General features: G+C 38.7%; 22 protein-coding genes. 5 read left to right on the forward strand and 17 right to left on the reverse strand.

The genetic code is table 11. The features are described from left to right. Positions 1-10 precede the first annotated feature (10 nt). The 4 genes from QE429_RS21235 to QE429_RS21250 all read right to left on the reverse strand — a co-directional run bounded on the left by QE429_RS21235 (position 11) and on the right by QE429_RS21250 (position 3,590). Positions 11-793 carry a transporter substrate-binding domain-containing protein gene (locus QE429_RS21235; protein WP_307289885.1) on the reverse strand — a complete coding sequence of 261 codons (783 nt, stop codon included), beginning with the start codon at positions 791-793 and terminating at the stop codon, positions 11-13. A 264-nt stretch (positions 794-1,057) separates the two neighbouring features. Then, on the reverse strand, positions 1,058-2,149 hold the full coding sequence (locus QE429_RS21240; RefSeq protein ID WP_307289886.1) for an ABC transporter permease: 1,092 nt from the start codon (positions 2,147-2,149) through the stop codon (positions 1,058-1,060). Further along, positions 2,146-3,072: an ABC transporter ATP-binding protein gene (locus QE429_RS21245; RefSeq protein ID WP_307289888.1), complete on the reverse strand. Its 927-nt coding sequence runs from the start codon at positions 3,070-3,072 to the stop codon at positions 2,146-2,148. The genes QE429_RS21240 and QE429_RS21245 overlap by 4 nt, the downstream gene beginning before the upstream one ends. Before the next feature lie 92 nt (positions 3,073-3,164). After that, positions 3,165-3,590, reverse strand: coding sequence for a DUF6526 family protein (locus QE429_RS21250; protein ID WP_307289890.1), 426 nt, complete (start codon positions 3,588-3,590; stop codon positions 3,165-3,167). A 571-nt stretch (positions 3,591-4,161) separates the two neighbouring features. Between QE429_RS21250 and QE429_RS21255 the strand changes: the two genes are divergently transcribed. Next, positions 4,162-5,715 (forward strand): ABC-F family ATP-binding cassette domain-containing protein, encoded by a 1,554-nt coding sequence (locus QE429_RS21255; RefSeq protein ID WP_307289892.1) that lies wholly within the window; start codon positions 4,162-4,164, stop codon positions 5,713-5,715. 114 nt (positions 5,716-5,829) lie between these two features. Here the strand turns inward: QE429_RS21255 and QE429_RS21260 are convergent, their stop codons facing one another. Beyond that, complete coding sequence (locus tag QE429_RS21260; protein ID WP_307289893.1) at positions 5,830-6,201, reverse strand: SEC-C metal-binding domain-containing protein; 372 nt, start codon at positions 6,199-6,201, stop codon at positions 5,830-5,832. Positions 6,202-6,800: 599 nt separating this feature from the next. Here QE429_RS21260 and QE429_RS21265 point away from each other — a divergent pair. Beyond that, complete coding sequence (locus QE429_RS21265; RefSeq protein ID WP_307289895.1) at positions 6,801-7,061, forward strand: hypothetical protein; 261 nt, start codon at positions 6,801-6,803, stop codon at positions 7,059-7,061. A 393-nt stretch (positions 7,062-7,454) separates the two neighbouring features. On the opposite strand, the gene QE429_RS21270 is transcribed toward QE429_RS21265, so the two are convergent. From QE429_RS21270 to QE429_RS21285, 4 genes are all read right to left on the reverse strand, one after another. Continuing rightward, the gene (locus tag QE429_RS21270; protein WP_307289897.1) at positions 7,455-7,646 is read right to left on the reverse strand and encodes a hypothetical protein; all 192 of its coding nucleotides are present in this window, start codon (positions 7,644-7,646) and stop codon (positions 7,455-7,457) included. A 165-nt stretch (positions 7,647-7,811) separates the two neighbouring features. Continuing rightward, entirely contained in the window at positions 7,812-9,074 is a 1,263-nt protein-coding gene (locus QE429_RS21275) for an MFS transporter (RefSeq protein WP_307289899.1), read from the reverse strand. Next, the gene (locus QE429_RS21280) at positions 9,067-10,140 is read right to left on the reverse strand and encodes a sugar phosphate isomerase/epimerase family protein (protein ID WP_307289900.1); all 1,074 of its coding nucleotides are present in this window, start codon (positions 10,138-10,140) and stop codon (positions 9,067-9,069) included. The genes QE429_RS21275 and QE429_RS21280 overlap by 8 nt, the downstream gene beginning before the upstream one ends. 45 nt (positions 10,141-10,185) lie before the next feature. Further along, entirely contained in the window at positions 10,186-10,575 is a 390-nt protein-coding gene (locus QE429_RS21285; RefSeq protein WP_307289901.1) for a RidA family protein, read from the reverse strand. Positions 10,576-10,735: 160 nt separating this feature from the next. Here QE429_RS21285 and QE429_RS21290 point away from each other — a divergent pair, with 160 nt between their 5' ends. Beyond that, a complete protein-coding gene (locus QE429_RS21290; RefSeq protein WP_307289903.1) occupies positions 10,736-11,416 on the forward strand; it encodes a helix-turn-helix transcriptional regulator in 681 nt (226 codons plus the stop codon). 556 nt (positions 11,417-11,972) lie between these two features. Here the strand turns inward: QE429_RS21290 and rlmD are convergent. From rlmD to cax, 8 genes are all read right to left on the reverse strand, one after another. Then, on the reverse strand, positions 11,973-13,352 hold the full coding sequence (gene rlmD, locus QE429_RS21295; protein ID WP_307289906.1) for a 23S rRNA (uracil(1939)-C(5))-methyltransferase RlmD: 1,380 nt from the start codon (positions 13,350-13,352) through the stop codon (positions 11,973-11,975). Between the two features lie 171 nt (positions 13,353-13,523). After that, positions 13,524-14,285, reverse strand: coding sequence for a delta-lactam-biosynthetic de-N-acetylase (pdaA, locus tag QE429_RS21300; RefSeq protein ID WP_307289908.1), 762 nt, complete (start codon positions 14,283-14,285; stop codon positions 13,524-13,526). Positions 14,286-14,586: 301 nt separating this feature from the next. Continuing rightward, positions 14,587-15,315, reverse strand: a complete 729-nt coding sequence (locus QE429_RS21305; protein WP_307289909.1) for a nuclease-related domain-containing protein — start codon at positions 15,313-15,315, stop codon at positions 14,587-14,589. Between the two features lie 476 nt (positions 15,316-15,791). Further along, a complete protein-coding gene (locus QE429_RS21310) occupies positions 15,792-17,342 on the reverse strand; it encodes a fumarate hydratase (protein WP_307289911.1) in 1,551 nt (516 codons plus the stop codon). 163 nt (positions 17,343-17,505) lie between these two features. Further along, positions 17,506-17,703, reverse strand: a complete 198-nt coding sequence (locus QE429_RS21315; protein WP_307289912.1) for an SE1561 family protein — start codon at positions 17,701-17,703, stop codon at positions 17,506-17,508. A gap of 161 nt (positions 17,704-17,864) precedes the next feature. Continuing rightward, on the reverse strand, positions 17,865-18,635 hold the full coding sequence (locus QE429_RS21320) for a YfkD famly protein (RefSeq protein WP_373463275.1): 771 nt from the start codon (positions 18,633-18,635) through the stop codon (positions 17,865-17,867). Positions 18,636-18,762: 127 nt separating this feature from the next. Further along, positions 18,763-19,380: a YczE/YyaS/YitT family protein gene (locus QE429_RS21325; RefSeq protein WP_307289915.1), complete on the reverse strand. Its 618-nt coding sequence runs from the start codon at positions 19,378-19,380 to the stop codon at positions 18,763-18,765. A gap of 374 nt (positions 19,381-19,754) precedes the next feature. Continuing rightward, positions 19,755-20,795, reverse strand: coding sequence for a calcium/proton exchanger (gene cax / locus QE429_RS21330; RefSeq protein WP_373463276.1), 1,041 nt, complete (start codon positions 20,793-20,795; stop codon positions 19,755-19,757). A 201-nt stretch (positions 20,796-20,996) separates the two neighbouring features. On the opposite strand from cax, the gene QE429_RS21335 reads away from it, so the two are divergent. Then, complete coding sequence (locus QE429_RS21335) at positions 20,997-22,175, forward strand: MFS transporter (protein WP_307289917.1); 1,179 nt, start codon at positions 20,997-20,999, stop codon at positions 22,173-22,175. 961 nt (positions 22,176-23,136) lie between these two features. Continuing rightward, the gene (locus QE429_RS21340) at positions 23,137-25,053 is read left to right on the forward strand and encodes a heavy metal translocating P-type ATPase (protein ID WP_307289919.1); all 1,917 of its coding nucleotides are present in this window, start codon (positions 23,137-23,139) and stop codon (positions 25,051-25,053) included. Positions 25,054-25,351 lie beyond the last annotated feature (298 nt).

The raw sequence follows: 25,351 nt of genomic DNA on the forward strand, positions 1-25,351 counted from the left end.
GATCAATCTATTACTCTGGTTTTTTCGTAATATCCTCACCAAAATATTTTTGACTGATTCGGGATAGTGTTCCATCGTTACGAAGTTTTTGAAGTGCTTCATTAATCCTCTTGAGCAGGATTGGATTATCTTTCGGAACAACAATCGCCTGCTCGCTTCGCTCAATTAATTGCTGCCCCTGAATTTTAAAGCCTTCCTTTTTTGCACTTTTACCAGTGACAAAATCAGTAATAACGGCGTCATGCCGGCCAATACTTAGCGCTTTTAATGCCGTAATATCACTGTCATACATTTTAATATTGCTGGTAAACTTTTTGGCTGTATCCGCATAGGTAGAGCCCTTTGCTACGGCAACTTCTTTACCTTTTAAGTCATCTACTGTTTTAATCTTGCTGTCAGGTCTTGTGAAGATCTGTGGACCTGAGTAATAGTAGGGTGTGGAAAAATTAACTTGTTTGGCACGCTCTGGGTTAATGGTGTGGCTGGCAACGGCTGCGTCTGCCCGTCCCGTTTTAATACCCTCAATGAGTCCTTTGAATTTCATCCTCTTCTGAACTGGTTTAAGGCCCAGCTCTTTTCCTACTGCGTTTCCTACCTCAATATCGAAACCAGTCATCGATAAATCTTCATTCCTAACATAGCTAAAGGGCTTAAATTCTCCTGAAGCTGCAAAAATAAATTGCTGCTTATCTATCAGCTTTGTTCCATCTGCCAACCGGTCCTTTTGGATACAGCCAGTCAGCATCCCCATTAGAAATAAGCACGATAGAATAATTATGTATCGTTTTTCCATGCTTGATTTTCTCCTCTCGTTCAAGCTAAACCTCTATTTCCAGCATTGATGAAAAGGACTGCTTGCTGCTTTGAATCAGCAGAGCAGTCCCACCTGAGGTTTTCTTTTTTAATACCCCCTTCATAGTTGGTTGAAACCAGATTTTTCGACAATTGATGCCACTGCCAATGGAATAAAAAAAGCCTAATCCCCAAGAGATTAGACTTTTCATGTATTGTAATATCATGTTTTCTCGGTTTTACATCCGTATTATTAGCCTTTTTCCTATTCCCATTTAAACACTAAACTGGCTAGCACAAACCCTACTAATAACCAACATCCTAATACAAGAGTGTCCGTTCCCAATTGAAGAAAAGGGGTTCCAAGATTCATCGTCTCCCTCAAGGCAGAACTTAAATGAGCAATTGGCAGTACTTTAACAATGGGTTGAATAATATCTGGCATATTATTTATCGGAAAGAACACACCTCCAAGAAACAGCATGGGAAACGTAACAAATCCTGCGATTGGCCCAGCACTTTCAGGATTTTTCGCAATCCCTGCAATAATAAAACCAAGTGACATAAATGCAAGGGTACCAAGGACAATGAAGAAGATCAAAGAAAGCCAAGAACCTACGACACTAATACCGAATACTAAATTAGCAATTAAGACGACCAACAGAGCTTGAGTTCCATTCAGTAATAAACGAGCTGTGATTTGAGCAGCGATGAAGGTGGAGGCTTTAAGTCTCGTTCCTTGCATTCTCCGCAAGATCCCCCTTTCCCGCCAGGCAGCAATTTGTCCAGCAACACCATTCATGTTATTGCTCATAATCATCATAGCAACGATTCCTGGGACGAGGAAATCGACATAACGAATATTTCTGGCTTCTATGCCTATTTTTTCAACCGTCACTAAAGGTTTGTAGCCAACAAGTGCTTTACTATATTGATCAATGATGCCCTTTACAACGGTCAGGCCGAGTTCCGAGGTGGTGAGATTTTTCTCATTATAATAAACTGGAAGAGAAAAGGGGTGTTCCTTGTCCTTCAAGTTTGCTTCATACCCTTTTGGAATTTCAATAAGAAGCTGGATTTCTCCATTTTTCAAGGCTTGTTTTCCATTTTTAACTTTTTCATAACTTATGGTTTTTAGTCCCTCGTACTTGTCAAACAGTTTCTTTAGATCCTCCGAAGAACTTGTTTGTTCCAAGTCGATTACCCCTACGGTTAACGATAGATTATCCTCCTTACCTGCAAAGGAACCAAGCGCTAGCATTAAGATAATCGGAAAGAGTAACGTAAAGAATAAAACCTGTTTATTGCGAGCAAAGATTCTTAATTGTGCAAGAGTTAACTGCCAGTATGCTCTCATGACTCTCTGATACTCCTTCCGGTCATATGAATAAAAACATCCTCTAATGTTGCTAAACGTGTTTGTAAATCCTCAATTTTAAATAGATGTTCCGTAGAGGCCTGAATTAAGGAGGTTAAAGCTGTTTGTAAATCATCTGTATATAACTGGATAAAGGTATCTTTTATAGACACTTCTTTCACACCATTTAAATTCAAAAGTAACTCTTTTTCTGGCGAATTGCTTAAATGAAACTCTATGGTGCTTGTTGATTGAAGTTTCTTCACTAAATTGTCTGGCGTATCAAGAGCAATCAATTCTCCTTGATCCATAATCCCGATGCGGTCACAGAGCACATGAGCTTCATCCATATAATGTGTGGAAAGGATAACTGTTTTTCCGCGATCCTTTAAACGTAGTACAATGTCCCACAAGGTTCTTCTTGCTTGTGGATCGAGTCCAGTCGTTGGTTCATCCAGAAAAACAATTTGCGGGTCATGTATAAGAGCTAAGGCAATAGCAAGACGCTGCTTTTGTCCGCCGGAAAGTCCTTTAATACGGGCATTTTTCTTCTCTGTTAAAAGCATTTCATCAATTAATACATCGATGTTTACGTGGAACGGATAGAAACTTCCGTACAATTGCAGAATTTCATTTACTTTCAATAATTCAAATAAAGAAGTGGACTGAAGTTGAACTCCGATGACCTCTTTGACTTTGTTCACTTCCTTTTTCACATCAAAGCCTGCGAGTGCCGCGGTTCCTTCATCTGGCTTTCTAAGACCTACTAACATTTCAATCGTGGTTGTTTTTCCAGCACCATTTGGTCCAAGGAGACCAAAAACCTCTCCTTTTTCCACCTGAAAGGATACCCCGTTAACCGCTGTGTGAGAGCCGTATCGTTTTAATAGACTTTTTACATCTACCATTATGTTTTTAAGCATAGCAAGCCTCCTTAGGAAATTTATGTAATCCTTATATTGGAATTTTAGAATTCAAAAAAAGAAACAGCCATTTGAAGCTGTTTCTTTATCCATTATACGCGATGATGGTCTGCACGCCAATTTCGAACAGCCTTTTTAATGTCATCTGGTGAAAGGTTCTCTTGAACTGTTCGCTCAACTAAATCTACGAATTCTTCGTCAGCCGTAAATCTTAGGGCAATCACTTGCTTCAACGATAGCTTCGAGTCTATTAGCTTACCAGTTAAACGATAGTAGCGAAAATTTTCCTCCGTACGAATGATTCGATCCTGTAGCTGCAAAGCATACCCTCTTAGTTTAACTGTCACAAAGAAAAACAACAACGCGAAGCCTAACACAATTCCACTTAGCAACAGCTGACTTCTTACATGTTGAAAGAAAAACACAATCGATAAAATGAGCATAATAAGTCCAAGCAAAGCTGTCCCAAAATGATAAAGCGGGTCAACTTTTCTGTGATTTTTATAGTTTTGGTTCATGGTGGGGAAAACCTCCTTTTTATTAAGTTTACCATCACTCATTCTATTCCTAAATGATTTTCCATATGCCTTTAATGATTAATTTAACGATAGCCACTACTTTTAGGAAATCACAGGCAGGGCTTCCTTTGTTACCGTGATGAACAATTAGACCACAACCAATTCTTTCATTTTTTGTTGAACTATTCCCACATAGGAAAACCTCATTTCATACATCCTAGTTCGGTTGTATAATAGACTTTTACCCGATTGTTTTACATATCCCATTTTTTTAAGATGGGGTAGACTTCATTTTTCACAAAGGCAGTGTTAAAGAACAGTGTTGATTTTTATACGCTGTTGATTGGAGCGGAAGGTGCGAAGACTCCTGTGGGAGTATGGTTCAGGGGAGACCCCGCAGGCGCGTTTCTCCGAGGAGGCTCGCCGAAACACCCACGGAAAGCGAAGCACCTGGAGCGGAAATCAACATGTAAGTTTAACAGAGCCTTCACAAAAAATAACTTCAAGATAGAAAAAGAAGCCAAATTCTAGTAAGATATTCACATGTGACTTTAGATAAGGGGTTAAAAAAATGAGCGTATTAAATGTAAAAAATTTAAGCCACGGTTTCGGTGATCGTGCGATTTTTAATGATGTGTCTTTCCGTCTTTTAAAAGGAGAGCACGTTGGACTAGTTGGGGCAAATGGTGAGGGTAAGTCTACTTTCATGAATATTGTTACTGGGAAGTTGCAACCCGACGAGGGGAAAGTGGAGTGGTCACGAAAAGTTCGTGTTGGTTATTTAGATCAGCATGCTGTACTTCAAAAAGGTTCTACGATGCGTGACGCTTTGAGTACTGCTTTTCAATATCTATTTGATGCTGAAGCAGAAATCAATGAACTTTATGCAAAAATGGGTGATGAAGGTGCTGATATCGATGCACTACTTGCAGAAGTTGGAGAGCTACAAGAAACGTTAGATAGTAATGATTTCTATCAAATTAATTCAAAAGTTGAGGAAGTTGCTCGTGGCCTAGGTTTAGATGATGTAGGACTCGATCGTGATGTAGATGATCTTAGCGGTGGGCAACGGACGAAAGTTTTGTTAGCTAAGCTTTTGCTAGAAAAACCTGAAATCCTTTTACTAGACGAGCCTACGAACTATTTGGATGAACAGCATATCGAATGGTTGAAGCGCTATTTACAGGAATATGAAAATGCATTTATCTTGATTTCACATGATATTCCATTCTTGAACAATGTTGTTAACTTAATCTATCACATGGAAAACCAAGAGTTGAATCGCTATGTGGGTGACTATGATAACTTCTTAAATATTTATGAAATGAAGAAGCAACAGCTTGAGTCTGCTTACAAGCGTCAACAACAAGAAATTGCTGATCTGAAGGATTTCGTAGCTCGTAACAAGGCAAGTGTTGCGACTCGTAATATGGCGATGTCTCGTCAAAAGAAGCTTGACAAAATGGAAATTATTGAATTGGGGAAAGAGAAGCCAAAACCAGAGTTTAATTTCAAAGAAGCTCGTGCAGCTAGTCGTTATATTTTCACGGCTGAAGATCTTGTTATTGGTTACAATGAACCACTTTCACGCCCTTTGAATTTGAAAATGGAACGCGGACAAAAAATTGCATTCGTGGGTGCAAACGGTATTGGTAAGTCTACTCTTTTAAAGAGCATTCTTGGGCTAATTAATCCGCTGGAGGGTAAAGTGGAACGTGGTGAGTATCAACACATCGGGTACTTCGAGCAGGAAGTTAAACAGTCCAACTACAACACTTGTATTGAAGAGATTTGGAGCGAGTTCCCAAGTATGAATCAGGCTGAAGTCCGTGCTGCTCTTGCGAAATGTGGATTAACGACGAAACATATTGAAAGTAAAATCGAAGTCCTTTCTGGTGGCGAAAAAGCCAAAGTTCGTTTATGTAAAATTTTAAACACTGAAACAAATTTATTAATATTAGACGAGCCTACCAATCACTTGGATGTGGATGCAAAGGAAGAATTGAAGCGTGCTTTAAAAGCATATCGCGGAAGTATCTTGATGGTATCCCACGAACCAGATTTCTATCGTGAAATTGCGACTGATATTTGGAACTGTGAGGATTGGACTACGAAGGTGTTTTAAATAAAGTATAAAGGTACCCCATTAAAATCTTTACTGGGGTACCCCTTTTCTATCTATTTTAATAAGCCAATTACCTTTAATTCCGCATTCCTTATTTCCCCAAGAGGATTCAAGCTATTTCCCACAGCACCTTTTATACTTTTTCCCACTGCCACATGTACATGATTCATTTCTGCCTATTGCAGATCTAGCTTTTTCTGGTATTGATGTATCTTTAGATTCTTGTTTGTTATCAACATCCTCTTCATTGTTTGGAAGTAATGATAGCTTTTGGGCATAGCGTTCTTCATTAAATGGATTATTATTATTCATAACATAATACATTTCTTCTACTAGTACACTAGCAATCAATTCTTTCGACTTACTGGCTTCAAAGCCTAAATCTACTAACCGATTGAACGTCTGCTTCGTACACCTAGGACTGTTCATTTTTAATTGATTTTCTACTACTTCTAATATTTGAGATTTCAATTTATAATTAACCAACACCAATCACCCTTTTTTGCATCTTTAACCTTATATATATTATTATTACACTTTCAAAATGTTTTAATCTCTAATTGGTCAAAAAGCAATGTAGCTTCTATCATATTAAGAAAAATAATGATAACCCTATGGTATCTATGAATTTGTCGGTCGGAATGATCCCTGCCCGTGATGAAGCGGAAATAAGCACAAAAAGTGTTGTGGAAGTAGATGTTTCTCAAAGATATGCCCCTCATCCCAGGTATGTCATATAAGTAGTATAAGAAATGAGTGTAATTTTCATGAAAAAAAAAAGGAAGAATAAAACTACTAAAGAATCAGAACATTTAGGAGCTTGTGTATTATATTGCAAGAAATGTGATTATGAATTTGAGATGGAATGGGTGACAATCTTTGATATACAAGAAGTTACTCATGGTTACGTAGGTATGCATCTAAATGATGTGTACATTAGTTGTCCAAAATGTAAGGAGATTATTTCGGAGGAATGTGATACTAACTATCCCTTCGCGAACTCCAAAAATGAATTGTGAACTGCCTTTTATATCATAGTTTCCTTCATCTTGGTCATCCTATATACAAATGAAGGGGGGGATTCCATGTCTTTGTTTCAAAAAGTAGAGGAATTAATTGAAGATTACACCAATGGATGTTGGATTTTTGTTCAGGAAAAGGATTATGTGGAATATTATGATGGGCTTGAATCACGATCGATTGCTTTGTTAGATAAGATTCGAGTCAAATGGGACAAAAAGCCGAATGAAAAGTACTTAATCATGGAAGACAAGATTCGTGAACTTTTATATCGATTTGAAATGGTTCCGGTACGGCCTTATATTCGACGTAAGCCTCAATCCTAAAAAGAGAAGCTTTTAAAAAAAGCATTATCCTTATTGTTGATATGGTTTTTACATACAGAAGTCCTTCTTATAGAAGGGCTTCTACTGTTAACCATGTGTTTTTTATCCACATAAATCCGGGCATGTTAGGTTGACAAAATACGGTCAAGTTTACATCATGCCGCCCATTCATTCTGACTTTAAATATGAAAAAATACTTTAAAATTGTTGCTTTTTATAGCGGTTTTCCCCATTTCACGTTTAATACTTTCTAATAATATAGAACTGAAAAGAGGACAAACAAGAGAACAAAGAAGACATATATAATATATTATAAAGTCTCTGTAATCAAGAAAGGAATGCACTTATTAGTACCGGCTTTTGGTACTGCCATTTCCAATCACACAACAAGTTCTACAATAACAAACGCGTCTGTTCAAAAACAAGATCAAAAAGAAGGTCAAGTCTCGATGGCATCAATTGTTCGATGAGGTTTTCGATATGCCGACTGGTGTCATTGAATTCAGTACCGAATGATTGGTTGATTTCGTTGACTCGTTCTGCCGATTGCATGGGAATGGTATAGTCGATGATGATGCTTTCCATGAAAACACTCCTTTCTTCTACTCGCATATTCCTATTTTAACTTGATGTGGACCATCCAAGGCAAATTTTCTATAAATGGGGTCTCCATTTTTCCACTTCGCTCATTCCATGAAAAAACCCCATCCTCTTTACAGGAGAACGGGGTGATATTGCTGTTTTTCGTAGTTAAATATTATTAATTTTGCTAATACTTTTTTGAAGCGTAAGTGCTACCCCGAATCCAACAACTGATAGTACTGCCAAGGAAATAAAAATAATACGGAACCCAACCATACCCTCAAAGTTGTCTAAGATAGCTCCAAAAAGGATTGAAGCAAATACACCCGGAGCATATCCAATAAAAGAACCTATACCAAATGCCGTACCTATTTCATTGTCTTTCAGTCCAATCATACCCATTGGCGACCAGAATGTACCTCTCATAGAGTATATAACGATTGAAAATACTAACAGTAATACAACCATTACCATGACAGGCGGCATTACAAATGTGAACCAAACAATTACTCCCAAAAGCGCAATCAAAATCGAAAAGCACAACTTAATGTATTTTGCAGGGTTTTTCAATTTATCAACGATTAAACCACCGCTAGGTCCGCCAACAAATTTCAAAAAATAAGCATTGATTATACCGTATGCGCTTGCAATTACCGCGGGTACATCAAACTCATTTGCTAGGAATGGATTAAAATATTTTAATCCTTTGTATACAAAGTACACCATAAATACGTTAAACGCAACGAGCCAAACTTCTTTTTTACGTAAAACATTTTTAATATTACTCCAGCTATAACTATTGTCAGACTCATCTGTCTTTGAGACTGAAACATCTTTAAGAATAAAAATCATTGCAACAGCAAGTACTAAATCTATCATCGAATAGAATAAGATTGAATAACTTAAACCCTTCATGCTCTCTCCAACTGCCACATAAATACCTAGAGCACCAAATGCAACAACAGTATCTACGACACCTCTTCCACCTTCAAAGAAACCAAAAGCTTTTCCTTGATCTTGACTCCCACCTAGCTTACCCACCGCTTTCAAAAGTGCAGACCACACTAAACAGTCCGCTCCAATTGCCAAAGCACTAAATATTACAATCATTCCCCAGAATGGTGGGTTCATAGCAAGCCAGATTCCCATGACTGCATTTAAGAATAAACCAAGAGGAACAAGTACGCGAATCTTTACTTTATCCGCTAAAACGCCGCCAATCAGGAACCCAAACATTGCAACGAATGAGTTAACTGTATCTAGTAGACCAATTTGCGTATTACTTAGTCCCATAAACTCTTGCATTTGTTCATAGAATACGTCTGCCATAAATGCAATTTTATAAATCGTACCTGAAACCAACAAAAATGCACAGAGTCTAATAATATTCGTTTTTGTCCAAAACGAATTGTTTTTAACAGAGTTATTCATGAGTGCCCTCCATAATTTTTAGTTCGCATAATACTTCAAATTTGTTTAAAATCTTTCTAAAATACTTTAGCTGATTATATGCCCATACAGGTTCCAAATTCAGCATTTTCTCCAGTGTCATTCCCTCGGGGACTGAAGTTTCACTCATGTTCCTAAACTTGATAAACGGATTTTTCCCCTCATCCTTTGATCGAAATGGCGGAGCAACATAATGATTTTCTTGCTCCAAACAGTAGGTTTTTACTTGCGGTTTGTCGTCGCCTAGCATGAGTAATTCATATATAAACCGTTCGCTGGGCATTTCATCTTGATCACTACCTTGAAGAACGCCATAATGTCCTGTACTTCCACCGTAATCTACAACTTTTACTCCTTTCATATGTACTGTTCTGATAAATGGAGCTAAGTTAAAAAAGGCTTCCATCGGCGCTTCGTAGGCATTAATCATATTTCCAAAGTCAAATAAAGCATGAATACGCTTGCTGTTTACTTTTTTTAGAATGGTAGCAATTTCTTGGCTTTTTAATTCTTCGTGCTGCTCAAAATCCACATAACAATCATGTTTTTCTGCCAAGCTTGTGATGTAATGCAAGTCATCCGTTATTTTGTCCATCACCACATCAAGAGGACCTTCATAGCGACCGTACACACGCAAATTATGCACATCCATCACGTTTGCAATATGAAAAAGTTTATCGACAGTAGCTTTATCTGTGCTGCTAACCTCTAAGACAATTTCAAGGTCTAGTTTTTTTGCTAGTTCCGCAAACTTTTTTCTTTCATCATCACTTATATTCCCGAGACTACCAGACTCGCCATCCGCCAAATGAATATTTAATCCATTAAGCTCATTGTGGTATGCAAAATAGAGCATGTCCTCTATTTTCCACTTATAATGAGTCAAGTTTGTCAGCAATGCATAAGCGTGGGCATGGATTTTAATTTTGCGGATACGATCTAGCAATTTTTTTGCTAAATCTGCCGTAAACTCCGGTGGTTTCGCATCTGTAGGTAAGACGTTTCGTGAAACCGATTTTTCAAAATATGAACTTACTAAATCGGACATAACTATCCCCTCCAAAATTTCCTTTTATAAGAGAATGAACCGAGGCTACTGATTACTCCTTGGTATAGAAGCGATGACTTCGATTTCAACTAATGCGTCCTTTGGCAAACGTGCAACCTCAACTGCACTTCTAGCTGGATAATTTTCAGTAAAGTACGATTGATATACTTCATTGATTTGCGTAAACGTATTCATATCTTTTATAAATACAGTTGTTTTCACGACATGTTGTAAATCGCTCCCAGCAGCTTCTAGAATGGCTTTTACATTTTCTAATGATTGCTTCGTTTGTTCTCCAACGGATTGCGGCATTTCATTTGTAGCTGGGTGAATCGGAAGTTGTCCAGATACAAAAAGAAAGTCACCCATTTTTATGGCTTGAGAATAAGGTCCAATAGCACTTGGTGCACTGTTAGTTGAAATAGTGTTTTGCATCGCAATTCCTCCGCATGATAAAAAATTATTATTATGATTTATTTTTATTGTAATGCATAATTATTATCACATCAACTAAAATTTCAGAAAATTATCTGTTTAAAATTTAAAAAATCTTTGCTAAACTAAAAATGACAAATGGAAATTGAAGGTGCGATGAATGATGGTATTGACAAATGTCGAAAAACTGAAACAGTATATTCCCATGGTGCATTTTATTGCTGACATAATGGGGGGGAATTGTGAAGTTGTTTTACACGATGTAACGAACCCTGATCATTCTATTATTGAAATAGTGAATGGACATGTTAGCGGAAGAAAGGTTAATAGCCCCATTACGGATCTTGCCTTGAAAATAATAAAAGATGAAAGTTATAAAGATCGAGACTATATCTGCAATTATAAAAGTAACTCAAAAAAGAATAAGACACTCCGTTCTTCGAGCTATTTTATTAAAGATGAAACGAACAAAATCATTGGTATGATTTGTGTTAACATGGATATTTCAGATGTTATAAACGCTCGCAACATTTTGGATCAATTCATCATGATTGACAAACCCACAAATGATCCTGTCGAGTCATCAAAGCCTATCTTTGATACACATCTTTTTGAGAATTTTGAAGAAAATATTGAGGAACTTCTCTTATCTCTTATTAATGGGGTTTTAGCAGAGTATGACATTCCGCCAGAACGGATGTCACCGAAAGAAAAAATAGAAGTAGTCAAAAAACTGAATGAAAAGGGAGCTTTTTTACTTAAAGGCGGCGTAAGCGAGGTAGCCAAATATTTAGACGTATCCGAAGCCACTATTTATAGATATTTAAATAAAATCAAATAATCTGTCTGGATGGTTTGCGAAAACCTAAAGATTCGGAGGATTCACTTTGCGGTATGTTGTGAATTAAGATGGCTATGTAACGATTGTTCTTCCTTTTGGACAGTTAAAGAGGACGAAGAAGATATTTATTATCATGGCCATACAATTAGAGGACGAAAGAGTAGGTTTTTGAGCTGTCATAGATGATGAACCACGATCAAGAAGAATTTTTTCACTTTGGAGATATAGAGGCCGTCTTTGATAGGGATAAAATCCCCTTCTAGGGTGGCTGGATCAAACGAAAGAATAGTTATATTATTAATAATTAGTTAAGCTTAATGAGTTAAGATACAGGTATGAAAGGACAAGACCTTTCATAGACCCCCTTAATAATATATTCTTGGGCCCTCGATTGAGGGCTAATTTTTTGCTTTGAACTTCTAAGGAGTATAGATGAATTTCGGTGCCTGGCACAACCCGATGTATGTCGAATGTTCGTAATTGAAATAAAAAGTTAACCCAAGGGTTACATACAAAATGGCCCAGTCTTAAAACTGGACCAATCGGTAATTTTTTATTATTTATGAACAAGTAGAGCCACGCACTCGACGTGCGCCGTATGCGGAAACATATCCACAGGCTGAATATATTTAACCTCATACTTCGAGCTTAACGTTTGAATATCTTTCGCCAACGTTGATGGGTTGCAAGAAACATAAATCAACTTTTCCGGCTTCACTTGTAAGATGGTTTGAAGCAGCTGGTTGTCCAGGCCGGTTCTTGGTGGGTCGACAACAATGACATCCGGCTTCCAGCCTTTTTTGACCCACTTTGGCAGAACTTCTTCCGCTTTACCTGGGACATATTTCGTATTGGTGAATCCGTGACGCTTGGCATTTTTCTTTGCGTCATCGATTGATTCTGGAATCACGTCCATGCCGCGCACTTCTGCCGCTTGATCCGCCAGCCACAGTCCAATCGTTCCCACTCCACAATAAGCATCAACGATTCTTTCTTTTCCAGTCAGGGCCGCTGCTTTTTTCACCTCGTCGTAGAGCTTGACGGTTTGTATCGGATTTAATTGAAAGAACGTTCTAGCAGACAGTTCAAACTGCAGGTCACCAAGTGTCTCTTGGATAAACTCTTCCCCTGCAAGCGCGAGAGTCTCTGCTCCAAAAATCAGCGAAGTTTTTTCACCGTTAATGTTTTGTACAATCGATTTTACCTTTGTTAGCCTTTTTTGAATTTCCTCAATAATAAGCTCCCTCTTTGGCAGTTCTTTTTGTGTGGTGATAAGTACTACTTGAAGCTCACCAGTCTCTACTCCAACTCGACCAACAATCGTTCGAACGATTCCTTTTTGCGTTTTTTCATTATAAATAGGGATCTGCAGATCCTCTAGGATCGACTTTACTTTTGTGACCGCTTCGTTTGTTTGCGAATGCTGCACCGCACAATGTTCGATATCGATGAGCTGGTGCGAATTCATTCCATATAATCCTGCTAACACCTTGCCATTTTTTTGAGCAACTTGGAAACTGCTCTTATTCCGGTAGCCCCACGGATTTTCCATTCCGATCGTTTCACGGATATCCAGCTTGTTGACAGCTAGTTTCGTATGCCGTTCAAGTGATTGAATGATGATGTCGCGTTTTTCTTTTAACTGTTGACCATACTGTAAATGCTGCAGCTGACAGCCGCCACATTGCTCATAAACCGGACATGGCGCTTGTACACGATGCGGTGATTGGATACGAATCTTCTTAATTTTTGCCTCAGCGAATTTAGGATTGATTTTCGTCGCCTCAACAACAACCTCTTCACCCGGCAGTGCTCCAGGTACAAACACTACTTGCTTTTTGAAATAGCCGACGCCTTCCCCGTTAATCCCTAGTCTTTTTATCGTTAACGGAAAGGTCTGCTTCGGTTGAATTTTAATACTTTGCTCGGTTTTCATAAGTTCACTCCATTATTTAAATCTTCTTCATAAGGAAAAAGAAGCGTAGCTTAGATAAGTTTTTACATGTTCCCTTTAGGTAGATAATATTTTCCCCGTATTATAGCACGAAAAATCTTAAAAAGGGAAAAACCGAATTTCTCTGTGAAATTCGGTTAAGGTTCTTGTTAGTTATTCTTTAAATTCATCCAGGCTTTTGAATGTATAGCCTCTCTTTTTTAAATCCTTTATCGCTTTTTCTAGTGCATCGGCGTTGTCCTGTGAGATGGAGTGTAGAAGCATTACACAGCCAGGGTGGGCCTGTCTCATAATGTTGTCGTAAGCATATTGCCAGCCCTTTTGTTGATTGACATTCCAATCAACGAACGCGAGCGACCAAAAGACATGGGTGTACCCTTCTTCTTTCGCAATTTGCAATGTTCTTTCACTGAAAACACCACGCGGCGGACGGAGGTATTTCATCTTTTTTTGGCCGGTTATTTCGGTTGTACGTTTCTTTACCTTTGCCAGTTCTTCACGAATTCGTTCATCACTAACGGCTGTAAAATCAGGATGATGCCAAGAATGATTGCCAATGATATGGCCCTCTTTTACAATTCGTTTGGAGAGTTCCTGCTGTGATTCTAAAAAGTGCCCTGTTACAAAAAATGTGGCAGGGACTTTTTCCTTTTTTAACACATCAAGAATTTTCGGCGTTTGCCCATTTTCATACCCACTGTCAAAAGTAAGATACAAGATTTTGGAGTTCGGATTTCCTTTGTAAAATGCCCCGTATTTCGCCAAAATTTGATCGTAGGCCGCCCCCGCTTCTGGCGGCTGTTCATTGACAGATCTTTTAAAGCCCCAATGAATGGGTTGATTGGAGACCGCTGCATAAGTCAATTGCGGTATTGTTAATAATCCCGCAAGTAGCAGAACAACTAATCTTTTCATCCATGTTCCCCCTATTTTGTTTTTCTTAGTGTTTGTTTTACTTGGGAAAAGATGATTAGCATTTATAGGAAATCCTTTGGTTGGTGGTAGATGCGGCCTTTTGTGGTGCCAGTCGACGGGAAATTTAGTAAGTATATGAAGTAGGTTGCTGACCTTGAGTTTGGAAGATGGAGAAATTTTCGTAATTCCTTGTTAGTAAATGAGGGATTAATGAGGAGAAAATAATCAATCATCGCTTGTAAAAAAGCATCAGGTGAAAGGAATTTACACGTCGGACAAATCCAATTTTTCCTCTTGTAATTCATTGGTATAAAGAAACATTTGGGACATTGGACGCCAGTTTTAATCTCCCGTTTCGAAACGTTGAAAACTTCTCCAACAGATCGGAATCTAGCGGCGTATGTTTTTTTAATAACAGTTTTTTAATCTTTTCAACCGTTTTATTATCAATGTATTCCTTTCTGTAATATTGATATCTTTCCTCCATTTTTCTAACTAAATCACTTGCCCGACATATCTTTCTATATGCCTCGGTATAACCTGCGTCAATAGTCACTTCCGTTGATGATTTACATATAACCACTAATGATTCGATAGGTATCTGGGGTAATTTGTGTTTTTCTAAAAAATACTGTAGTAAAATGTTATGCCGGTTAGCTTGTATAATTGGGTTTTCATATACGTTACGATTATCCATATACTCTTGAACCATTTGTTCTTTATCAATATGAAGTTTTCCAGAATGATTTTTCCCATCAAGCATGAGAATAAACTTTGTAGATAATATGAGAGTATCTATTTGAAAGAAAGTATCACCATACGGGAGACGTAAATCGTGGAAAATACGAAACCTTTGAGGGGGAATTTGACTTAAAAAATAGCTAATTGTCCTTTCCCCGTTATATCCGGAGCGTAAATTTTTTATGTATGTCTTTAAATCAGCCCTACATGGATGGTTTTCGTCCGTTCTTCTCTCTAATGCTTCTGCTTTTAGTAAATTAATGGGTATTTTAAGGTCTTTATCAAACAATTTATGATACCTCCTTTGTATTTTAGATAGAATTTCGGCTGATGAACCAGATTTTCCTTTGTTTCTTGTGTGGACTTTTTGTGACGATTTTATTTTTAGAGTTATTTCTAGCTAAATTTTTGTAGTTTGATTAGTAATTCTACAAATTGAAGGACTAATTCTACAAAATATTAAGTTATTCTACAAAGTTACGGGTGAATTCTACAAATATTGGTAATTTATTTCCAGTTATTAAGGATATTGATCAAGAACGAGAATAATTCTACAAATGGAGCGAGGAATTCTACAAAAATTTAAGTTATTCTACAAAATCGAGGTTGTATTCTACAAAACATGGAAAACATTTCCCAATTGTCCGATAAGATGAAAAAACACAGGATAACACTCAAGATACGATCGTCCCTAACTTACCCCCACCCCCAAAACAACAGAAAAAAAGGCCAAGCACACAAAGTGCCCAGCCCTCCTTAACAATCCTATTTAAAAACCGGCTCCTTAAACTGCGCCAACTTCTCCAATGAAGACTTATCCACGTCAGCATGCAAGCTGTTGCCGTGGGAATCCATTGTTACTACTGCTGTGAAGCCTTCTACGCGAAGGTGCCACATAGCTTCTGGAATACCAAATTGCATTAAGTCTACGCCTTCAACGCCCTTGATGCAGTCCGCATAATACTGTGCCGCACCGCCGATTGCGTTCAAGTACACTCCGCCGTGCTCCTTCAACGCAGCCAACGTCTTAGGTCCCATACCACCTTTACCGATAACCGCACGGATACCAAACTTCTTCATGATGTCACCTTGGTATGGCTCCTCACGAATACTTGTCGTTGGACCTGCCGCCTTTACGTGCCACTGACCTTCTTCATCCTTCAACATAACCGGACCACAGTGGTAAATAACTTGACCATTTAAATCAACTGGCGCGTCATGATCGCTTAAATATTTATGAATCGCGTCACGACCTGTGTACATCAATCCGTTAATTTGAACGACATCTCCGACTTTCAACTCACGGATTTGCTCTTCGGTAATTGGTGCCTGCAAAGTGATTACACCCTCAGATTCGCTAGCAGCTGCCGTTTCCTTCGCCGCTTCTTCACTCTCTGCAAAATCAATAAACTCACCATCTTGATATGCCCATTCAGTGATTTCACCAGAGTCTGGATCCACACTTACACCTAGACGGCGGAATGCCCAACAGTTGTAAGCAACAGAAACATAGAAGCTAGCTGGAATACGGTTCATCATGCCAACTTTACAGCCCAACAACGTAGCTTCACCGCCAAAGCCCATCGTACCGATTCCTAATTTATTTGCATTTTCCATTACATACTCTTCAAGTTTACGAAGATCTTCGTTTGGATTTACGTCGTCCACAGAACGGAATAACTGTTCTTTTGCTAAATCATAGCCTGAAGAACGGTCACCACCGATACCTACGCCGATAAAACCAGCGCTGCAGCCTTGTCCTTGTGCTTGGTAAACAGAATGCATGACACATTTACGGATACCATCAAGGTCACGACCAGCGCGGCCAAGGCCATCTAATTCACATGGAAGGCTATATTGAATATTTTTATTTTCACAGCCGCCACCTTTTAAAATCAGGCGGACATCGATATAATCCTTTTCCCATTGGTCAAATTTCATGACTGGAAGGCCTGCACCAAGGTTATCCCCACTGTTTTCACCTGTTAGGGAGTCAACAGAGTTTGGACGCAGCTTTCCTTCTTTTGTCGCTTGAACAATCGCATTCTTAATGGCTTCTTTCATAACCAACTGGTTTACACCTACTGGCGTTTTAATCTTGAATGTAGGTAAGCCGGTATCCTGGCAAATAGGTGATACTTGATCGTCTGCCATTTTGATGTTGTTCGTAATGGTAGCAAGACTCATTGCTGCGCTTGTACCTGCGTTTTCTAATTCCTTCGCTTTCTTAACAGCTCTACGCACGTCCTTTGGAAGCTTTGTAGATGTTTCAACGATTAGCTTGTACATGCTTTCTTGAAATTTTTCAATATTCAATTCGAGTACCCCTTTCCCTTTGTTCCCCAAATTATCTATTTTCAATTTTATAATTTTTTTACGTTACCATTATACTCCTATACTCAAGTTAATAAAAGAATAAGGTTGCAAACGAATTCATTCCATATTGAGGAAATCTACCCAAATAAAAAGAGCCTGCTTTTTAAACAGACTCTGAAACATCACGATTATTGAATTCCTTACATTTCGATTCCATATCATCCAACATTGAGATCAGACGGTCAATATCCTCAAGATCCGTATCCTCCGGATCAATTGCATCAAGCACATCAATAAACATATTTAAACGTTGTTTTAAAAAAGTAACTTGTTGGTTTTTATCTTGTACTGGGCTGCCCATGCTGCTTCGCTCCTTTCCTATTCCGTCTTCATCCTATCGTAAAAAGAAGGCTGTTGGCAATAGATATCATTATTTTACCCAAGTTTTACAAAAGAAAATCACATGCCACTTGTAAAAAAAGACCCCTGCACACGAATCAGCAGGAGTCATTATTTTAAAAATCATCGCGGTCGCTCTGAGGCAAGAAAGCCAAATGACACATAATCTTGAACAGGTATCCAGGCACCAATCCCTTGAGAAGTCACGTTTTTAATGACAATAAACTTTTTACTGCCTTTTAGCATTAAGTATACTTCACCGTAAGTTACCTTCCCCTTTTCATTGACACCAGGCGCATAGGCATACAGGTAGCCTAACCGGTTTGCAGGGATATTGTAAATATGATCATTTTTTGTTCCTGCGCCAATAATGGTTTCAAACGCCAGTGGAAGACGAGTCTTTTCCATTGCTTTTAAAAGCATCATCTTTTTCACATCTTCAGCATTTGCAATTTTAGCAGTCAGTCCGCCTCTGATAATTTTTTGAGTTTCTTGAACATACTTAATTTGATAAGGGACTTTTCCGCCACGATTATCAAAATAGTTCGTGTTAATCTTTTGATACTCCCAATTCGGTGAAGTTTCCGATGACTCGTAGTTTAATGGCCATTGTCCCAGATAAATAATGGCACGATATCCAATGGCAAACGGAGTGCTGTTAATACTTGATTCATTTAACATACGAATCAAATCAGGATTCTGAATCTTCACTTTAGAAGAATTAATTAGTTTCTTCGTTAAATCACTTGGTTGCAGCAATGGAAGATCCTGCGTTGAGTTTGGATAGGTATTTTCTTTCGTGATATTTCTGACCGAGGCAGGGACTTGATATTTTACCTGGTCTTTTTTCTCTTGTGCTTTTTGAGCGAAAGCAGATGGAATAAAGGTTAGCATTAATAGCAATGTCAACAGAATCGATACATTTCTCTTCACGAGTGATACTCCTTTCACTAATAGCATTTCAACGGTCTGCTAGTAGTTTTTTCGGAGTTCATCAATATTATCCATCAAGCAAATGAATTTAATATTTCTCTTGCAGCCTTTGCATTAGTTTTTCAAATGTTGGAAAGAAAAGTTGAATGGCAGGTCCAACGGTAAAAGTGATAATGATTGTCCCATATGAAATGGGTCCATGTAAAAGGAACGCTGGAATTAAGGCAGTAATTTCCCCTATTGTCTTTGCCATCATTAAATTCACACGGAATCGTTCTTTAATAGCTAACATAAAGTTATCTATTGGACTCTGCGGGAATTTAGCCTGAATATAAATCGCTGCACCAAACCCGATAATTAATATCCCGACCAATAGCATCGCTATTTTTGCAACTAGACCATGAACTTCAAATAATTGAAAGAACGTCATCAACCAAAAATCAACTAAAGAGCCAATTACTATAATTGTAAAAAGCGAAAGAATGGCAGGTCTTCTTTTTACTAGAAGGGAATTCACAACAACTAATATCGCCCCATCAATCATGACCCACTTCCCTACTGATAAACCTACTTTTTTGGTTAAGGCAACATTTAACGCGTCCCAGGCGCCTACCCCAATATCTGCTACCTTTATGGTCATACATACGCCAAAAGTCATGACCACTAAACCTAAAGTAAAAAATAATAGCCGAATAAAAAATTTCATTGGTTTCTCCTTAAAAATAGTGTAAAAAGTAATGTAAATGTAATAATCTGATTATTTACAAAATTCTTACTAAGATTTATAATAAACTTAACCTTTAAAAAAGGAGGGCAGTAATCAATCGGTACTTATATTCACTTCACTAAGGAGGTTGGGATTCCCGTCTTATATGATATTCAACACTCGTGTTTTATTAACTATAACTAAACATGAAGGTTGGTGGTTGATGGTCCCAGAGAAAAACGATTGATTTTTGAACCCTAAAAATCATGCTGATTTATTATAGCATAGCAAGAGTAACCTTTACTTCGTACATTTTAAAAAATTGGAAAAAAAGAGACTCTAGGCCATCGGGCTTAGAGTCTCTTTCAGTTTTACTATAGTAGATAAAATCCGATTCCCATAATCACATAAGCAGCTAATAATGTTAATCCTTCAAACCAGTTAGATTCCCCGTCATTCGAGATTACCACCATGAGAAGAACAGAGGCAACCATAGCGATTAGTTCTTGCCAGCTAAATAGAAGCGGCATAGAAGATTCGAACAATAGAGAAACCAAAACGAGTACCGGTAATACAAACATAGCCACTTGCAGGGTAGAACCAATGGCGATTTCCACTGCAATGTCCATCTTATTTTTATAAGCCATAACAATTGCAGAAGCATGCTCTGCCGCATTCCCGACAATTGCTACGATAATCACCCCGATAAACAACTCGGACCAGCCGAACGTATCGCCTACATATTCAAAGGTATGTACAAGATGTTCAGATATATATCCAACAGCAACCGTTGCAATTGCTAAAATAGCAATTGCTTTCCCTTTGCTCCATTCTGGTTCCTCTTCTTCATGTGCTGTAGTCTCATTACTTGATTGATACACACCACGATGTGTAACAAGTTTAAAGAATAAGGCTGCCAGATAAAGGAGAATCAAAATTACGGAAATTCCAATACTTAATGAAAGAGTTTTAGTCTCATTCATGTTCATGGCGAAAACCTCTGGAATAACAAAGGCAATAATCACCGCAAACATAAGCAGACCTGAGTTATGACGGGCATCATAGACATTAAACTGCTGACGTTTGAACTTTAAACCGCCAATAAAAAAGGAAAGCCCTGCAACAAGTAGTAAATTTCCTAATACAGAACCAGTCAAAGAAGCAAGAACCACTCCAACTAATCCCGCCTTCAAAGCAAAGATGGAAATGATTAGCTCAACAGCGTTACCAAAAGTGGCATTTAATAACCCGCCAATCCGCGGTCCTGCCACGATGGCCAGACTTTCTGTTGCTCTTCCCATATAGCTGGCTAACGCAATAATGGTTAGGCAGTATATAATAAATAAGACAATATACGACCAATGCATCAGAGTTCCGATAATAGAGAGAGGGACTCCGATGAAAGTCATCATCATAAAGATCTTGTTCGTCACAAAATTACCTCCGTAAATTTTTTTCACTTTATTATATATGTTTTTTCTATTTTCCCCTAAATTTTCCTCTAAAACATAAAAAATTTCAAATGGTATTTCTCTTGCAAATATTTCATTTTCTCGTTACCATCATTTAGAAAACAATTAAAACTATCATAAATTCTAAAAGTGGAGAAAAGTTAAATGAATAAAATGTATCTGCGGTTTTGGATTTTGGTCAGTATTGTGGCCATCTCTGGCTTTTCCCAAGGGATGCTTTTGCCCCTAATTGCCGTTATTTTTGAAAAAAGTGGGGTTTCTCCTTCACTAAACGGATTAAATGCTACAGCACTATATATTGGAATTCTACTTGTCTCTCCTTTCATGGAATGGCCGCTTAGAAAATATGGATACAAGCCGGTTATTATCTTTGGCGGTGCACTTGTCTTTTTATCTTTAGCTTTATTTCCGTTATGGAAAACCTTTTGGTTTTGGTTTTTCTTACGATTGTTGATTGGCATAGGCGATCACTCCCTACATTTTGCGACCCAGACGTGGATTACCTCGTTCTCACCTCCAGAAAGACGTGGCAGGAATATCTCATTATACGGCTTGTTTTTTGGGATTGGCTTCGCAACTGGTCCATTAATGACACCATTAGTTAATGTGAACGAATCCTTACCATTTATTGCGTCTTCCATTCTTTGTTTAATTGGATGGGGATTTGTCTTTCTTTTAAAAAATGAACTGCCTGAACAAGAGGTTGGCATTAATTCCTTTTTAGGTACCATTAAACAATTTAGACGGGCCTTAAAGTATGGTTGGGTTGCCTTCCTTCCACCATTTTCTTATGGGTTCTTAGAGTCATCCCTAAACGGTAGTTTTCCCGTTTATGCTTTACGATCAAATATTGATGTTTCAAGTGTTTCCATTGTTTTATCTGCCTTCGCTATCGGAAGTATTATTACCCAGCTTCCATTGGGTATGTTAAGCGATCAGTACGGGCGGAGAAATATTTTAATGACGGTCCTTTTTCTTGGCTTTTTTAGTTTTACCGCAGCCAGTTTCATGGAGCATTCCACTATTGGACTGTTTGTAACCTTCCTTATTTCAGGGATGGTCGTTGGTTCCACTTTCTCACTTGGGATTAGCTATATGACCGACCTTGTGCCGAAAGAGTTACTGCCAACTGGAAACTTATTATGTGGTATTTTCTTCAGTCTAGGAAGCCTAATGGGTCCAATAATCGGAGGACTATTTATTAAATACCTGCAGGACGTAAGCTTCTTTTATATTATTAGTACAATGCTTTTAATATTATCAGTCATCATCTTCGCATTTGGAAAAAAATCTTATCCACTGCTTAATCAGCAGAATTCATAAGTAATTATAGACGGAGGAGCTGGCTACTTCGACTTTTACGCCTTATTTCAAGTGAAAGTAAACGTAGGAACCGGCTACTTCGATTTTCACGCCTTCTTTTAAGCGAAAAGTAAACGTAGGAACCGACTACTTCGATTTTCACGCCTTCCTTTATGTGAAAAGTAGACGGAGGAGCCGGCTACTTCGACTTTTACCCCTTCTTTTAAGTGAAATGTAGACGTAGGCGCCGGCTACTTCGACTTTTACGCCTTCCCTCAAGTGAAATGTAGACGTAGGCGACAGCTACTTCGACTTTTACACCTTCCTTCAAGTGAAATGTAGACGTAGGCGACAGCTACTTCGACTTTTACGCCTTCCCTCAAGTGAAATGTAGACGTAGGCGCCGGCTACTTCGATTTTTACGCCTTCCTTCAAGTGAAATGTAGACGTAGGCGCCGGCTACTTCGACTTTCATTTAAATGAGAAAGGCTGTGTTAAAGAACAGTGTTGATTAATACATCCTGTTAATTGGAGCGGAAGGCACGAAGACTCCTGTGGGAGTATGGTTCAGGAGAGACCCCGCAGACGCTTGCGTCGAGGAGGCTCGCCGAAACACCCACGAACCGCTCGTGCCTGGAGCGGAAATCAACAGGCAAGTTTAACAGAGCCAAATGAAAAAGAAAGAAGCAAGAACGTGTTCACTGAATAAAATATGTGGTAAGATAAAAGTAAATAGAAGAAAGAATTTCCGCTGTCATCCTTTGATGACAGCTTTCGTGTTTTTTAGGGGTAGTGAATTTGATTATTGCTCTCAATTAGCAATGAAATGCGGAAGCGCCCTGTTCAGCCCCTACTGGCAAATGTTCTTCGGCAACAAAGTCCGCTTTTGACTTTTATTGCCGGAGTTTTTTGACCCGAGGGGCTAGGCGCTGGAGCTAGACAGTTATTTAATTTCATAAAAATGTATTGGAGGGACAAACAAATGAGTTCAGAAGCAAAGTCTCTTACAAAGGGGATGCAGGAACCAAGCTTTTTTGAAAAGATAAAACCACATGCTGAATTAATTGCAGCTGGTCTAAGTGGAGTATTGATTGCGGCCGGCTGGCTTCTTGATAAAAATGGGCAAGGAGCAGATTCCATCGTTGCCTACTTGTTAGCTTTTATCATAGGCGGTTTTGCCAAAGCAAAGGAAGGTATAGAGGAAACCTTTGAGAACAAAGAATTAAATGTGGAAATGTTAATGATTTTTGCTGCCGTCGGCTCTGCCATTATCGGCTATTGGACTGAAGGCGCCATCCTAATCTTTATTTTTGCAGTCAGCGGCGCCCTTGAAACATATACCATGAACAAAAGCCATAAAGAAATTTCCTCATTAATGGAGTTGCAGCCTGAAGAAGCCTTGTTGATTTCCAATGGCCATGAAAAACGAGTACCTGTTTCCGAGCTAATCGTGGGCGATCACATCCTGATTAAGCCTGGAGAGCGTGTTCCTTCTGATGGAATCATTATAAAAGGTCAAACCAATATAGATGAAGCGGCGATTACTGGTGAGTCGATGCCAGTATCTAAAGGGGAACAAACGGAAGTATTTGCCGGCACGGTGAATATGACTGGCTCCATTACCGTTGAAGTAACCAAATCAAGCAATGATACCTTGTTTCAAAAAATCATTCAGCTTGTTCAATCAGCTCAAAGTGAAAAATCCCCTTCACAGCTTTTCATCGAGCGCTTTGAAGGAACCTATGTAAAGGTAGTCCTGCTTGTCGTATTTGCCATGTTTTTTATCCCGCACTTTGTACTAGATTGGAGCTGGCATGAATCCTTCTACCGTGCCATGATTTTATTAGTTGTCGCATCACCTTGTGCATTGGTTGCCTCCATCATGCCTGCTACCTTATCGGCTATTTCTAATGGTGCCAAACATGGAATCTTAGTTAAAGGTGGTGTCCACCTTGAGAACCTTGGCCACCTTGGTGCCATTGCGTTTGATAAAACTGGGACACTGACAAAAGGGAAACCAGAGGTCACAGAGGTAATCGTAAAAGAAGGATTAAATAAAGAAAATCTAATTTGGAAGGCTGCATCCATTGAAAGTCATTCTAATCATCCTCTTGCACAGGCAATCGTAAAGCACGTCAAAAAGCACAGCAAAACAGACCTATTCCATCCAGACAGCCTTGAAGATGTTCCAGGATGGGGCGTAAAGGCAGAGATAAACGGGGAACAATGGAAAATTGGTAAGGCTGCTTTTGTTGGAAAAGAAGCGGTAGAACGCTTTGCAGATGGAAAAGCAAAACAGCTCGCAAGCCAAGGAAATACGCTTGTGTTTATCGCTATTAACAATGAACTTAGTGGACTAATTGCCTTAAAGGATGTCGTCCGAGAAGAAACGAAACTCGCTATCGACCATCTTAAAAAACAAGGAATTCGTACGGTCATGCTGACAGGTGATAGTGAAAAAACCGCCCGTGCAATCGCGGCAGAAAGTCATGTGGATGAAGTATTTGCAGAATGCCTTCCAGAAGAAAAAGTGGAACACCTTAAAAAGCTAAAAACAAAATATAATACTGTTGCAATGGTAGGAGACGGAATCAACGATGCACCTGCATTGGCCATTGCCAACGTAGGAATTGCCATGGGAGAGGGAACAGACGTTGCCCTTGAAACCGCGGATATTGTGTTAATGAAGAATGACCTCCCAAGAATAGCTGAGGCCATTAATCTTTCACAACGGATGAACAGAATCATTAAGCAAAACGTGGTATTTTCTATCACAGTTATCATGCTACTCATCTCGTCCAATTTCTTTCAAGTGCTCGATTTACCATTTGGCGTCATCGGTCACGAAGGAAGTACCATTCTTGTCATATTAAACAGTTTAAGGTTATTGAAATCCTAACGATAAGAAAAGCGCAAGCGCCTTGGTCAGCCCCGACAGGCAAATGTTCTTCGGCAAGAAAAGTCGCTCTTTGACTTTACTTGCCGAAGGTTATTTGACCCGAGGGCTAGGCGCTGGAGCTGGACAATTCTCAAAGTCGAATTTTTTACTTCTTATTTTGTAGAAAAAGGAGGTTGACACGAGTCAGCCTCCTTTCGTTATTTAGTGGTAGCCATTTGAACCATTGGCTGAACCAGATGTTTTATTGCCTTTACTGCCTTTTCCTTTTTGCTTTGTGCTGCCATCTTTTTTCGTATGT

The sequence above is a fragment of the Bacillus sp. SORGH_AS_0510 genome, from assembly GCF_030818775.1.
In the GTDB taxonomy this organism is placed as follows: domain Bacteria; phylum Bacillota; class Bacilli; order Bacillales; family Cytobacillaceae; genus Neobacillus.